The 12,733-nt window shown below is 70.4% G+C and carries 14 protein-coding genes; 1 reads left to right on the forward strand and 13 read right to left on the reverse strand.

Going from position 1 to position 12,733, the window contains the following annotated elements; translation table 11 throughout:
- Positions 1-59: 59 nt before the first annotated feature.
- From ABZ848_RS30185 to ABZ848_RS30225, 9 genes are all read right to left on the reverse strand, one after another.
- Complete coding sequence (locus ABZ848_RS30185; RefSeq protein ID WP_360836979.1) at positions 60-818, reverse strand: DUF3159 domain-containing protein; 759 nt, start codon at positions 816-818, stop codon at positions 60-62.
- 3 nt (positions 819-821) lie between these two features.
- Positions 822-1,220, reverse strand: coding sequence for an OB-fold nucleic acid binding domain-containing protein (locus tag ABZ848_RS30190; protein ID WP_360836981.1), 399 nt, complete (start codon positions 1,218-1,220; stop codon positions 822-824).
- Positions 1,221-1,265: 45 nt separating this feature from the next.
- Positions 1,266-1,952 (reverse strand): response regulator, encoded by a 687-nt coding sequence (locus tag ABZ848_RS30195; RefSeq protein WP_360836982.1) that lies wholly within the window; start codon positions 1,950-1,952, stop codon positions 1,266-1,268.
- Positions 1,949-4,492 carry a sensor histidine kinase KdpD gene (locus tag ABZ848_RS30200; RefSeq protein ID WP_360836984.1) on the reverse strand — a complete coding sequence of 848 codons (2,544 nt, stop codon included), beginning with the start codon at positions 4,490-4,492 and terminating at the stop codon, positions 1,949-1,951. Before ABZ848_RS30200 ends, ABZ848_RS30195 begins: the two co-directional genes overlap by 4 nt.
- A gap of 124 nt (positions 4,493-4,616) precedes the next feature.
- Entirely contained in the window at positions 4,617-5,312 is a 696-nt protein-coding gene (locus ABZ848_RS30205; protein ID WP_360836986.1) for an ABC transporter ATP-binding protein, read from the reverse strand.
- A gap of 60 nt (positions 5,313-5,372) precedes the next feature.
- On the reverse strand, positions 5,373-6,539 hold the full coding sequence (locus ABZ848_RS30210) for an alginate lyase family protein (RefSeq protein ID WP_360836987.1): 1,167 nt from the start codon (positions 6,537-6,539) through the stop codon (positions 5,373-5,375).
- A gap of 174 nt (positions 6,540-6,713) precedes the next feature.
- The gene (locus tag ABZ848_RS30215) at positions 6,714-7,478 is read right to left on the reverse strand and encodes a DUF3710 domain-containing protein (RefSeq protein ID WP_360836989.1); all 765 of its coding nucleotides are present in this window, start codon (positions 7,476-7,478) and stop codon (positions 6,714-6,716) included.
- Position 7,479: 1 nt separating this feature from the next.
- Positions 7,480-8,031, reverse strand: coding sequence for a dUTP diphosphatase (dut, locus tag ABZ848_RS30220; protein ID WP_360836991.1), 552 nt, complete (start codon positions 8,029-8,031; stop codon positions 7,480-7,482).
- The gene (locus tag ABZ848_RS30225) at positions 8,028-8,612 is read right to left on the reverse strand and encodes a PaaI family thioesterase (protein ID WP_360836993.1); all 585 of its coding nucleotides are present in this window, start codon (positions 8,610-8,612) and stop codon (positions 8,028-8,030) included. The genes dut and ABZ848_RS30225 overlap by 4 nt, the downstream gene beginning before the upstream one ends.
- Before the next feature lie 58 nt (positions 8,613-8,670).
- On the opposite strand from ABZ848_RS30225, the gene ABZ848_RS30230 reads away from it, so the two are divergent.
- Positions 8,671-9,135, forward strand: coding sequence for a DUF3093 domain-containing protein (locus ABZ848_RS30230; RefSeq protein ID WP_360836995.1), 465 nt, complete (start codon positions 8,671-8,673; stop codon positions 9,133-9,135).
- Positions 9,136-9,142: 7 nt separating this feature from the next.
- Here the strand turns inward: ABZ848_RS30230 and ABZ848_RS30235 are convergent, their stop codons facing one another.
- The 4 genes from ABZ848_RS30235 to ABZ848_RS30250 form a co-directional block, all read right to left on the reverse strand.
- Positions 9,143-10,081 (reverse strand): hypothetical protein, encoded by a 939-nt coding sequence (locus tag ABZ848_RS30235; protein WP_360836997.1) that lies wholly within the window; start codon positions 10,079-10,081, stop codon positions 9,143-9,145.
- Between the two features lie 13 nt (positions 10,082-10,094).
- Complete coding sequence (locus ABZ848_RS30240; RefSeq protein WP_005481602.1) at positions 10,095-10,391, reverse strand: DUF4193 domain-containing protein; 297 nt, start codon at positions 10,389-10,391, stop codon at positions 10,095-10,097.
- A gap of 394 nt (positions 10,392-10,785) precedes the next feature.
- The gene (locus tag ABZ848_RS30245; protein WP_360837000.1) at positions 10,786-12,027 is read right to left on the reverse strand and encodes a HAMP domain-containing sensor histidine kinase; all 1,242 of its coding nucleotides are present in this window, start codon (positions 12,025-12,027) and stop codon (positions 10,786-10,788) included.
- A 6-nt stretch (positions 12,028-12,033) separates the two neighbouring features.
- Positions 12,034-12,687: a response regulator transcription factor gene (locus tag ABZ848_RS30250; RefSeq protein WP_003993508.1), complete on the reverse strand. Its 654-nt coding sequence runs from the start codon at positions 12,685-12,687 to the stop codon at positions 12,034-12,036.
- Positions 12,688-12,733 lie beyond the last annotated feature (46 nt).

Raw genomic sequence — 12,733 nt, forward strand, 5'->3', positions numbered from 1 at the left:
GTTACGACGATGAGGGGCGCCCCGCGAGTGCGGGGCGCCCCTCATCGTCGTACCGCTGACTACGCCTCGCGGCGGTGCCGTGCGCCGGTCGCCTCGGAGTGCTCCGCGGCCAGCGCCGCCTTGCGCTCCTTCTCGGCCTGCTCCTCCGCCTCCATCTCCGCGAAGACGTCGATCGGCGCGGGCGCCTTCGCGAGGAAGACCCAGGTCAGCCAGACCGCCAGCAGGAAGGGCGGGATCTTCAGGGCGATCAGGACCCAGCCGAGCTGCGCGGTGTTGGCCCACCAGTACAGGGGGAAGAGGATCGCGCACTTGGCCAGCAGGATCAGGCCCCAGGCCCAGCTCGCCTTTGCGTACGCCTTCTTGCGGCCGGGGTTGCGGGTGCGCCAGGAGAGGTTCTCCTTGAAGACCGGGCCGAGGATCAGTCCGATCAGCGGGACCCCGCACAGGGTCGTGACGATGTACGCCACCGCCAGGCCCAGCGTGTAGAGCATGCCGGGGAGGTAGAAGTCCTTGGCGTTGCCCGTCATCATCGCGAAGACGACACCGAAGGCGACGCCGAAGACACCGCTGAAGGCGTGCTTGACGGTGTCCCGCATGGCCAGCCGGACCACCACGAGCAGCAGGGACACGGCGAGGGCGGCGATCGCCGACCAGTGCAGGTCCTTGTTGATCGTGAAGATCGTGACGAAGAGCAGGCCGGGCAGGACCGTCTCGACCATGCCCCGCACGCCGCCGAACGCCTCGAACAGGGCGGCCTCGGTCACCGCCCGGGCATCGTCGGCAGACGTGTCCTCTGTCGGCTTGTCGAGCGACGTCACCGGCTACTCCCGTCCGAGGGGTCTCAGTTCGTATTTCGGGTTGAACAGCACCCGGCGGCCCCGGCTCATCGAGATCCGGCCCGATGCGATCAGTCTGCGCCCCGGTTCTATCCCCACGATGGAGCGCCGGCCGAGCCACACCACGTCCAGCGCGGCGGAGCCGTCGAACAGCTCGGCCTCCAGGGCCGGGACGCCCGCCCGCGGCCGCAGGGTGACCGTGCGCAAGGTACCAGTAACCGTGACGACCTGTCGGTCGTGGCAGTCGCCGATGCGCACGCAGCCCGCGGTCTCGGCGTCCTCCCGCAGCTCCTCCGACTCCAGGTCCTCCTGCGACGAGGAGAGCCGGTCGAGCATGCGCCGGAACCGGCCCACCGGCTTTTCGGAACGAGGAACAGAGCTCATATCTGAAGCGTACCGGGGTGCACTGACAGCTTCGTACCCGCGGGCCTACCGCTCGAACCGGTACCCCATGCCCGGCTCGGTGATGAAGTGCTTGGGGTGCGACGGGTCCGCCTCCAGCTTTCTTCTCAGCTGGGCCATGTACACCCTCAGGTAGTTGGTCTCCGTCCCGTACGACGGCCCCCACACCTCCTGGAGCAGCTGCTTCTGGCTCACCAGTCGGCCCGTGTTGCGGACCAGCACCTCCAGCAGATGCCACTCCGTGGGCGTCAGCCGTACGTCCCGGCCGCCCCGGTTGACCTTCTTCGCGGTCAGGTCGACGGTGAACTCCTCGGTGTCCACGACCGTCACCTCGTCGTCCCCGGCCCCGACGGGCTCGGCGCGCCGGACGGCGGCCCGCAGCCGGGCCAGCAGCTCGTCCATGCCGAAGGGCTTGGTGACGTAGTCGTCAGCGCCCGCGTCCAGCGCCTCGACCTTCTCGTCGGAGGTGTGCCGGGCGGAGAGCACCAGGATCGGCACCCGGGTCCAGCCGCGCAGGCCCCGGATCACCTCGACGCCGTCCATGTCGGGCAGGCCCAGGTCGAGGACGACCACGTCGGGGTGGCGCGCGGCGGCGAGCTGGAGCGCGGTGGTGCCGTCGTGGGCCGCGTCGACCTCGTACTTGCGCGCCTTGAGGTTGATCACGAGGGCGCGCACGATCTGCGGCTCGTCGTCAATGACCAACACGCGGGTCATGTGACCTGCCTTTCGGGTTCCGCTGACGGGAGCACCTCCGCGCACGGGCCTTCCGCGCGCAGGGTGAGCACCATGGTGAGGCCTCCGCCGGGCGTGTCCTCGGCGTTCAGGGTGCCGCCCATGGCCTCGGCGAAGCCGCGGGCGACCGCGAGGCCGAGGCCCACGCCGGCGCCGCGCGGGGCGTCGCCGTAGCGCTGGAAGGGCGCGAAGATACGCTCCTTGGCCTCGTCGGGGACGCCGGGGCCGCGGTCGACGACCCGGACCTCGACGCGTTCGGCGATGGCGCTGGCGGCCACCAGGACGGGCTTGCCGGCCGGGCTGTACTTGACGGCGTTCTCCACCAGGTTGGCCACCGACCGCTCCAGCAGCCCGGGGTCGACGGCGACCATGGGCAGCGTCTCGGGGATCTCCAGCTCGACACTGTCCTCGGGCACCCCGACCAGCGCCATCGGCACCACCTCGTCGAGGTCGACCTCGCGGATCAGCGGGGTGACCGTGCCGGTCTGCAGCCGGGACATGTCGAGCAGGTTGCCCACCAGGTGGTCGAGCCGGTCGGCGCCCTCCTCGATGCCCTCCAGGAGCTCCGCCTGGTCCTCCTCGGACCACGCCACGTCGTCCGACCGCAGCGACGAGACGGCCGCCTTGATCCCGGCGAGCGGAGTACGCAGATCATGCGATACGGCGGCCAGCAGCGCCGTCCGGATCCGGTTGCCCTCGGCCAGCGCCCGCGCCTGGTCGGCCTCCTCCTGGAGGCGCCGGCGGTCCAGTACGACGGCGGCCTGCGCGGCGAAGGCGGCCAGCACCCGGCGGTCCTCGGCGGGCAGCACCCGGCCGGTCAGCGCAAGGGCCATGTGGTCGCCGACCGGGACGTCCACGTCGGCGTCCTCGGGCCGCTCGACCGCCGTACCGGGCCCGGCGCGGCCCGCGCAGGTCCACGGGTCGTGCTCGCTCACCCGCTCCAGCAGGGCCGCCGACTCCATGCCGAAGGTCTCCCGGACCCGTTCCAGCAGTTCCTGAAGGCCGGTCTCGCCGCGCAGCACGTTCCCGGCGAGGAAGGACAGGATCTCCGACTCGGCGCGCAGCCGGGCCGCCTGGTGGGTGCGGCGGGCGGCCAGGTCGACGACCGAGGCCACGGAGATGCCGACGCCCACGAAGATCACGATGGCGACGATGTTCTTGGGGTCGGCGATGGTGAAGCGGTGCAGGGGCGGTGTGTAGAAGTAGTTCAGCAGCAGGGAGCCCACCGCGGCCGAGGCCAGCGCGGGCAGCAGTCCGCCGAGCAGCGCCGCCGCGACCGTCACCGCCAGGAACAGCAGCATGTCGTTGGCGAGGCCGAGGTCGATGGTGCTCAGCAGCACCGCCAGGACGACCGGTCCGCCGACGCCGACCAGCCAGCCCCAGATGATCCGGGACCGGCCGAGCCGCGCGCCCCGGGCCACCGGCAGCCCGCGCCCCTTGCCGGCCTCGGCGTGGGTGATGAGGTGGACGTCGAGGTCGGGGCCCGAGTCCCGGGCCACGCTCGCGCCGACGCCCGGCCCGAACACGTACTGCCAGCTCTTGCGCCGGGAGACGCCGAGCACGATCTGGGTGGCGTTGACCCCGCGCGCGAAGGCGAGCAGCGCGGCCGGTATGTCGTCGCCGACGACGTGGTGGAAGGTGCCGCCGAGGTCCTCGACGAGGGTGCGCTGGAGGGCGAGTTCCTTCGGTGAGGCGGAGGTCAGCCCGTCGCTGCTGGCTATGTAGACGGCCAGCACCTCTCCGCCGGCGCCTTTCTCCGCCAGCCGCGCGGCCCGGCGGATCAGCGTGCGCCCCTCGGGGCCGCCGGTGAGGCCGACCACGATCCGCTCCCGCGAGCCCCAGATCTTCGAGACGCGGTGCTCGCTGCGGTACTGCTGCAGGTACTCGTCGACCCGGTCGGCCACCCACAGCAGCGCCAGCTCGCGCAGGGCGGTGAGGTTGCCGGGGCGGAAGTAGTTCGACAGGGCCGCGTCGACCTTGTCGGGCTGGTAGATGTTCCCGTGCGCCATACGGCGCCTGAGCGCCTCCGGCGACATGTCGACAAGCTCGATCTGGTCGGCCCGTCGCACCATCTCGTCCGGCACGGTCTCGCGCTGCCGTACGCCGGTGATGGACTCGACGACGTCTCCCAGCGATTCGAGGTGCTGGATGTTGACGGTCGAGACGACGTCGATGCCGGCGGCGAGCAGTTCCTCGACGTCCTGCCAGCGCCGGTCGTTGCGGGAGCCCGGGATGTTGGTGTGGGCGAGTTCGTCCACCAGGGCGACGGCGGGGGCGCGGCGCAGCACGGCGTCCACGTCCATCTCGGTGAAGACGGCCCCGCGGTACTCCAGCTCCCGGCGCGGCACCTCTTCGAGGCCGTGCAGCATCACCTCGGTGCGCGGCCGGCCGTGGTGCTCCACGAAGGCGACCACGCAGTCGGTGCCCCGCTCCACGCGCCGGTGCGCCTCGGAGAGCATGGCGTACGTCTTGCCGACGCCCGGTGCCGCACCGAGGTAGATCCGAAGCTTGCCGCGTCCCATGGCCCCTATTGTCTTCCGGTCACTGCTGCCTACGCAGCGTCGACCTTACGGCCAACAATCACGACATAAGGGGTCGGCGACGGCCCGGGGGCTCTCTTTGACGGAACTCTGACGCCGGGCCTGCTCAGTGCTCGACGATCTCCCCGTCGCTCAGCTCCAGCACCCGGTCGGCCAGGTCGAGGAGGGTCGCGTCGTGGGTGGCGACGAGCGCGGTGACCCGCTCGCTGTGGACGACGGCGCGCAGCAGCTCCATCACGGCGTGCCCGGTCTCGGCGTCCAGCTGGCCGGTCGGCTCGTCGGCGACCAGGAGCGCGGGGCTGTTGGCGAGCGCGCGGGCGATGGCGACGCGCTGCTGCTGGCCGCCGGAGAGCTCCCCGGGCCGCTGCCGCGCGTGGTCGGCGAGCCCGACGAGGGCGAGGAGCAGCTCGACCCGTTCCTCGCGCTCCCGCACGTCCGCCTTGCGCAGCCGCATCGGGACGCCGACGTTCTCGGCGGCGGTGAGGATCGGGATCAGCCCGAAGGACTGGAAGACGAACCCGATCCGGTCCCGGCGCAGCGCGAGCAGCCCGTCCTCGCCGAGCGCCGACAGCTCCTGCCCGTCGACGCTCACCCGCCCCTGGTCCGGTACGTCGAGTCCGCCGACGATGTTGAGGAGCGTGGTCTTGCCCGATCCCGACCGCCCTTTGAGGGCGACGAGTTCACCGCGCGGCACCTCGAAGGAGACGCCGCGCAGCGCGTGCACGGCGGCCGCTCCATGGCCGTACGACTTGTGGATGTTCTCGACGCGCACCATGGTCTCGGTGACCACCTGGCTGCTCATGTCGCCTCCCCCGTCGACCGGGCGCCAGTATCGCCGCCCGGCGCCCGGTCGATCAACGGTTCAGCCGGGGTTGTCGCCGTGGGTGAGGGTCTCCCAGGCCACGAAGAGGTTGTTGCTGCCGGCCGGGCGCTGCTGCTCGGTCAGGGTCTGGGTGTTGGACATCGCGATGCCGAGGCGGTTGTGGAGGGCGTTGTAGCCGACCTCGGTGACCGGTCCGAGCCCCAGCTTGAGCGAGCCGCCGCACAGCCAGCTCGGGACGGCCGCGCCCAGCTGGTACTTGGACTGGAAGCCCAGCGCCTGCCGCAGCCGCTCGCCCACGTCGGTGCCGTACAGGTCCTGGCCCTGGATCCGGCTGGTCTCGGCGATGTGCGAGATCGCGGAGATGCCGTAGCCCGCGTGGGTGAAGTCGCGGCAGGTCTCCTGGGTGAGCCCGGTGACGAAGGTGGACTGCCCCTGCCAGTAGCTGACGATCTTCGCCTTGGTGTCGAGGTTCTGGCTGGGCACGGTCTTGGGCAGGTCGCCGTCCGTGGACAGGTAGACGTAGGCGGCGGCGCGGGTGCGGAACTTCGCCATGGCCTTGTCGTACGAGGTCTTGTCCTCCAGGAAGACGGAGATGCCGACGGCGGCCTCCATCATCGACAGCTCCCAGTTCCCGTTGGAGTTGGAGCCGTTGATGATCTCGGGGAGGTAGACGTCGCGGAGCATGGTCGCGAAGCGGCCGGAGTTCGTCCAGCTTCCCGTGTACGTGTACTTGATGATCTCGGCGGCCTTCGGCCAGGAGGAGCCCGCCCAGCCGGTCTGCAACGGGGCGTTGCTGTTGGTGTGCTCCTTGATGACGCCGGACCAGGCGTCCATGAGCTGGATCGCCTTCTTCGCATAGCGGTCGTCGCGGGTGATGTACCAGGCGAGCGCGTCGGTGTACGCGGCTATCGCGTCCTCGCGCTCGTCCGTGCAGCCGTAGTCGGGGTTCGAGTACGAACCGCACTCGACCGTCGCGCGCGGCTTGGGCGTGCGGTTCAGGTCGGCGTACTTGCTCGCCAGCAGCTGGTCGAAGGCGCCCTTCCAGGGCTGGGCGCCGGCGTTCACCTTGGTGCGGGCGAAGTCCAACTGCGCCCGGGAGACGGTGACTCCGGGATGGACGAAGGTGCTGGGGGCGGCGTCGGCGGGGTGGGCCAGGACGCCGACGACAAGAGCGGTGACGATCACAAGGAACGCGGGTCTACGCACAGCGACTCCGTTCTCATATATGAACAAAGAGCGCCCTTATGAACCAGGCGTTGAGGCGAGACCGTAGGTACAGACCAATGTGCCGTCAAGGGTCCGCGCACGAGTCCGCGCATGAAAAAAGGCCGCACCCCACCAGGGGTACGGCCCTTTTCGCCATGACTTGTCTACGGCTGTCTAGCGGACCTCGGTGATCTCCGGTCCGCGCTGCAGCTGCCCCATGCCGCCGGAGAAGCGCGAGCCCTCCTCCTGCTGCTGGACGCCCTCGGGGACCATCTGGGCGTCGTTCGGCAGCTTGAGGACGATCGGGTCGCGGGGCGCCATCGGGCCCTCGCCGCGGACCACGACCGTGTCCCGGAAGATCTGCTCAAGCAGACCGGCCGCCTGCGGCTGCACCGCGCCCTGACCCGAGATCACACCGCGCAGGAACCAGCGCGGACCGTCCACACCGACGAACCGCACGACCTGGAAGCCGCCCGTGCCGTCCGGCAGCTGCACCGGCACCTGGGCGCGCAGCTCCCAGCCGAGCGGGCCCTCGACCTCGTCGACGATGCCACCCTGCTGGGTGATGCCGGAGCCGATCTCCTCGCGCACCTCGCCCCAGATGCCCTCGCGCTTGGGAGCGGCGAAGGCCTGCAGCTGGATGGCGCTGTCGCGCAGTACGACGGTCGCCGCGACGATCGCGTCGCCCGCGACCTCGACCCGCAGCTCCATGCCGTCGACGCCAGGCACGAAGAGTCCGCCCAGGTCCACGCGGCCCTCGGCGGGGTCGCGCACCTCGGAGTCGTCCCAGGGCCCGTCGGGCCGCGGTTCGGGCTCGAGCCTCACGCGCTCGCGCTCGACCTCTTCGTCGTCCGCCTCAGTGTCGACACTGTCGACGACCTGCTCGGCCTCGCCGGCCGCGTCCTCGGCGGCACCCTTCTTGTTGCGACGTCCGAACACGTCACTGTCCTTCCCGGTCGGATACGACCGAAGCGTATCGATTCCCACCCGTAGGGCCGCCCATGGCGGCCTCACCGTTTGTGCTGCTCGTCCCGGCCACCGCCGCATGTCCTCCGGTGGACCCGAAGCCCCCTTCGGCCCGCGCCGAGCCGGGAAGCTCCGCGACCTCCCGGAAGCGGACCCTCTCGACCTGCTGGACGACCAGCTGGGCGATCCGGTCGAAGCGCTCGAACCGCACGGCCTCGCGCGGGTCGAGATTCACCACGATCACCTTGATCTCCCCACGGTACCCGGCATCAACCGTCCCCGGGGCATTCACGAGGGCGACACCGCAGCGGGCGGCGAGACCGGACCGGGGGTGCACGAAGGCCGCGTACCCCTCCGGGAGGGCGATCGACACCCCGGTGGGCAGCACGACCCGCTCCCCGGGCGCCAGTTCGCACCCCTCGGTGGTCCGCAGATCGGCTCCCGCGTCGCCGGGGTGCTCGTACGACGGAAGCGGTACGTCCGGGTCGACGCGCCGGATCAGCACGTTCAGGGGGTCACGGCTCACGGGTTCACCTCGAAGGCGCGGGCGCGCCTTTGCTGATCGGGGTCGCTCATGGCGGCGCGGATCTCCTCCGGGCGGCCGTTGTCGATGAAGTGGTCGACCTTCACCTCGATGAACAGCGCGTCCGCGCGGACGGCGACGGGGCCCTCGGGGCCGTCGAGCCGGCCGGTGGCGGTCGAGTAGATCTTGCGGCCGGCCACCGCGGTGACCTCGGCCGTGAGGAAGAGGGTGGTACCGACCGGCACCGGCCGCACGAAGTCCGTCTCCAGGCGGCCCGTGACGGCGATCGTCCGCAGCAGCCAGTTCAGGGAGCCGAGGGTCTCGTCGAGGGCGGTCGCCAGCACGCCTCCGTGGGCGAGGCCGGGCGCGCCCTGGTGGGCGGCCTGCACGGTGAACTCCGCGGTGATGGTGACGCCTTCGCCGGCCCGCGCCGCCAGGTGCAGCCCATGGGGCTGCTCGCCGCCACACCCGAAACACTGTTCGTAGTGCGCCCCGAGAAGCTCACCGGGCGCGGGAGCGTCGGGGTGCCGCACGGGTTTCACCGCGTCGGCGGGAGGCTTCAGAGCTGCGGAAGTACCACTCACAGCCGCAGACCTTACCCGCGCGTCCGCGATATCCGGACACCGTGCCAAGCTTGGCTCCATGCAGCTCTCGACCGCCCCGTACGAAGAACGCCTCACCGCCCCCCGCTCGTGGTGGCTGATCTCCTTCCTGGTCGGCGTCTCCTTCGCCCTGATCCTGCTGCCCTTCGGCACCCTGCCGCTGCTCGGCGGGCTGGTCGGCGGCACGGCGGCGTCGGCGGTCGTGGCGAGCTCGTACGGCTCGGTCCGCATCCGGGTCGTGGGCGGCTCGCTGATCGCCGGCGAGGCGAAGATCCCCGTGACGGCACTGGGAGACGCGGAGGTGCTGGACGCGGAGGAGGCGCGCGCCTGGCGCACGTACAAGGCGGACACGCGCGCGTTCCTGCTGCTGCGCGCCTACATCCCCGGTGCGCTGAAGGTGGAGGTCACCGACCCGGAGGACCCGACGCCGTACCTGTACCTGTCGACGCGGGAGCCGGAGCGGCTGGCCGAGGCGCTGAAGGCGGCCCGTCAGGCGGCGGTGTAGGGCCCGCTCAGCGGCCCAGTTCCCTGGCGATGTCCCCGAGCTCCAGCGGCTTCGCGGGGGCCTCCAGGGCGGGCAGCTCGGGCAGCGCGTCCCAGGACACCTGGATCTTGCGCAGGTCCTTGCGGATGCGCTCGGCGAGCCGCTTGGTGTCCCGGCGGTTCATGGCCGCGCCCACGGCCGCGCCCACCAGGAAGGGCATCAGGTTGGGCAGGTCGCGCACCATGCGCTTCATGATCTGCTGGCGCAGCTGCTGCTTCATCTGGCTGTTGAGCGCGCCGCCCATGCTCGACGGCTTCGTCACGTCGACCCCGCGCTCTCCCGACCAGGAGTTCAGGTAGGCGGTGCTGCGCTCTTTGAGATTGCCGGGCGGCCGTACGCCGTAGACCTCGTGCAGTTCGGCGATGAGCTTCAGCTCGATCGCGGCCACGCCGGTGATCTCGGCGGCGATCTCCGTCGGCATGGCGGGCGGCACGGGCAGCATCGCCACCGCTCCGACCCCCGCTCCGACCGTCGAGGTCGCGACGGCCGCGCCCGCCACGAGCTTGTCGGCGAGCTGTTCGGGCCCGAGGCCCGGGAACTGCCTGCGGAGCGTCGCGAGGTCGCGTACGGGGATCCGCGGGGCGTTCTCGATGATCCGGTCGGCGAGGTACGCCAGGCCCGCTCTGGCCCGGCTGCCGCCCTTGCGGACGCCTTCTCGCGCCTTGTCACGGATCGCCGCGGCCCGCCGTCCGGCGACGGGCGCGGGTTCCTTCTCCGACGGCACCGGGAGGTCAGCCCGGTCGGTCGCCGGTTCGAGCGAGGCCGATCCGGTGGATCCGGTGGTGCCGGATGTCGTACCGGACGAGCCCCGCTCGTCGTCACGCGTGCCGTGGGGGCCTTGCTGCGGCCCCTGGTCCGCTCCCGACAGGAGGAAGCGGCGCTTCCGAGGTGGGGTCGAGCCAGTCACGGCCGACCCGTCCTCAGTCGCAGTCGCGGCAGATCGGCTGACCGTTCTTCTCCCTGGCCAGCTGGCTGCGGTGGTGCACCAGGAAGCAGCTCATGCAGGTGAACTCGTCCTGCTGCTTGGGCAGCACCCGGACGGCCAGCTCCTCGTTCGAGAGGTCGGCTCCGGGCAGCTCGAGGCCCTCCGCGGCCTCGAACTCGTCGACGTCGACCGCCGAGGTCGACTTGTCGTTCCTCCGGGCCTTCAGCTCTTCAAGGCTGTCGGAGTCGACGTCGTCGTCGGTCTTGCGTGGGGTGTCGTAATCCGTTGCCATTTCGCTCTCCCCCTCTGGGTGTCTGCGGGTGTCTCCAGCGCACGTAACGCGTGAGAGGCCGGACTTGTGCCCGCCTCGAGGCGGAGATTTTGCCTCACATCAAGGTCTGTTACTCAATCGACACCCAACCGGACCCCTCAAGAGTGATCGGCTTGGATGGCGAACGGGACCGTACACGGTCCCCATGCCGCACTTCAAAGGCGTCTCAACCTGTACTTCCCGTGATCAAGACACCCGAAAACCCGGATTTTCCCGGCTTTCCGACGGCCAACATCATCACGGAGAGTAGATGGCCGGAAATTCGCCCATGTGATCGATCACACACGGAGCACCCTCCTCCATGCCCGGAAAATTCCGCGCAAAGCGAACAACCCTGTGTGCCGCCGACACCATCTCAGATGGGCAATGTGACACGCATCACCAGCCCGCCCCCCTCTCGCGGCTGCGCCGAAATATGTCCGCCATGGGCTCGCGCCACCGACCGGACGATGGAAAGTCCCAGGCCGACGCCCTTGTCGCTGCCCGTCCGCTCGGTGCGCAGCCGCCGGAAGGGCTCAAACAGGTTGTCGATCTCGTAGGCGGGTACCACAGGACCGGTGTTCGACACGACCAGGACCGCCTGACCGTGCTGGACCTCGGTGGTGACCTCGACCCAGCCGTCCTCGGAGACGTTGTACCGCACGGCGTTCTGTACGAGGTTCAGCGCGATGCGCTCCAGCAGCACGCCGTTGCCCTGCACCACCGCGGGTTTCTGCTCGCCGCGGATCACCACGCCCTTGGCCTGTGCCTCCGCGTGCACCTGGTCGACGGCCTGCTGGGCGACCTCCGCCAGGTCGACCGGTTTGCGCTCTACGATCTGGTTGTCGCTGCGGGCGAGCAGCAGCAGACCCTCCACGAGCTGCTCACTTCGCTCATTGGTGGCCAGCAGCGTCTTGCCGAGCTGCTGCAGCTCCACCGGCGCGTTCGGGTCCGAGAGATGGACCTCCAGCAGCGTGCGGTTGATCGCGAGCGGGGTCCTCAGTTCGTGCGAGGCGTTGCCGACGAAGCGCTGCTGGGCGGTGAAGGCGCGCTGGAGGCGCTCCAGCATGTCGTCGAAGGTGTCCGCGAGCTCCTTCAGCTCGTCGTCCGGGCCGTCCAGCTCGATCCGGCGGGACAGGTCCGAGCCGGCCACCGCTCGGGCGGTGCGGGTGATCCGGCCCAGCGGCGACAGCACCCGGCCGGCCATCGCGTAGCCGAAGGCGAAGGCGATCACCGCGAGGCCCAGCAGGGCCAGCAGGGAGCGGCTGAGCAGGTCGTCCAGGGCGTGCTGGCGCTGGACCGCCTCGCAGGAGTTGAGGATCGAGTTGAACTCGTCGTTGTTGCCCGCCTGGTTGAGCTTGGGACAGGTGGGGCTGCTGATGCCGAGGTTGGTGCCGGTCACCGAGAACGTCTGGCCGCTGCCCTCGTGCAGGGCCTGGGCGGCCAGCAGGTAGATGATCGACAGCAGCAGGATCCCGGCGATCAGGAACATGCCGCCGTACAGCAGCGTGAGCCGTATGCGGATGGTCGGGCGCAGCCAGGGGAACGGCGGTTCGGGCTTGCGGGGGTCCCAGGTGGGTTTGGGGGGTGCCGTGGGGAGAGCGGGTGTGGCGGCCATCAGTGATCAGATCCGGTATCCCGAGCCGGGGACGGTGACGATGACGGGCGGCTCGCCCAGCTTGCGGCGCAGGGTCATGACGGTGACGCGCACGACGTTGGTGAACGGGTCGGTGTTCTCGTCCCAGGCCTTCTCCAGGAGCTGCTCCGCGGAGACGACGGCGCCCTCGGAGCGCATCAGCACCTCCAGCACGGCGAACTCCTTGGGGGCGAGCTGGACCTCCTTGCCGTCGCGGAAGACCTCGCGGCGGTTGGGGTCGAGCTTGATGCCGGCGCGCTCCAGGACCGGCGGCAGCGGCACGCTGGTGCGGCGGCCGAGGGCACGCACGCGTGCGATGAGCTCGCTGAACGCGAAGGGCTTGGGGAGATAGTCGTCGGCGCCGATCTCCAGGCCCTCGACCCGGTCGCTGACGTCGCCGGAGGCCGTGAGCATCAGCACGCGCGTGGGCATGCCGAGCTCGACGATCTTGCGGCAGACGTCGTCGCCGTGGACCAGCGGGAGGTCACGGTCGAGGACGACCACGTCGTAGTCGTTGACGCCGATGCGCTCCAGGGCGGCCGCACCGTCGTACACGACGTCGACGGCCATGGCCTCCCGGCGCAGTCCGGTGGCCACCGCATCGGCGAGCAGCTGCTCGTCCTCGACGACGAGTACGCGCACGTCGGTTGTCCTTCCTGCCTGAGGGTTCTTCATCAGTGTGTGCCTC

Origin of the sequence: Streptomyces sp. NPDC047081, from assembly GCF_040643775.1 — a bacterium.
GTDB lineage: Bacteria > Actinomycetota > Actinomycetes > Streptomycetales > Streptomycetaceae > Streptomyces.

What these genes read in the sequence shown, in the direction of transcription:
- ABZ848_RS30190 (WP_360836981.1), bottom strand. Translation starts at nt 1,220, where the DNA reads ATGAGCTCTGTTCCTCGTTCCGAAAAGCCGGTGGGCCGGTTCCGGCGC.
- ABZ848_RS30195 (WP_360836982.1), bottom strand. Translation starts at nt 1,952, where the DNA reads ATGACCCGCGTGTTGGTCATTGACGACGAGCCGCAGATCGTGCGCGCC.
- ABZ848_RS30200 (WP_360836984.1), bottom strand. Translation starts at nt 4,492, where the DNA reads ATGGGACGCGGCAAGCTTCGGATCTACCTCGGTGCGGCACCGGGCGTC.
- ABZ848_RS30205 (WP_360836986.1), bottom strand. Translation starts at nt 5,312, where the DNA reads ATGAGCAGCCAGGTGGTCACCGAGACCATGGTGCGCGTCGAGAACATC.
- ABZ848_RS30230 (WP_360836995.1), top strand. Translation starts at nt 8,671, where the DNA reads ATGCAGCTCTCGACCGCCCCGTACGAAGAACGCCTCACCGCCCCCCGC.
- ABZ848_RS30240 (WP_005481602.1), bottom strand. Translation starts at nt 10,391, where the DNA reads ATGGCAACGGATTACGACACCCCACGCAAGACCGACGACGACGTCGAC.
- ABZ848_RS30245 (WP_360837000.1), bottom strand. Translation starts at nt 12,027, where the DNA reads ATGGCCGCCACACCCGCTCTCCCCACGGCACCCCCCAAACCCACCTGG.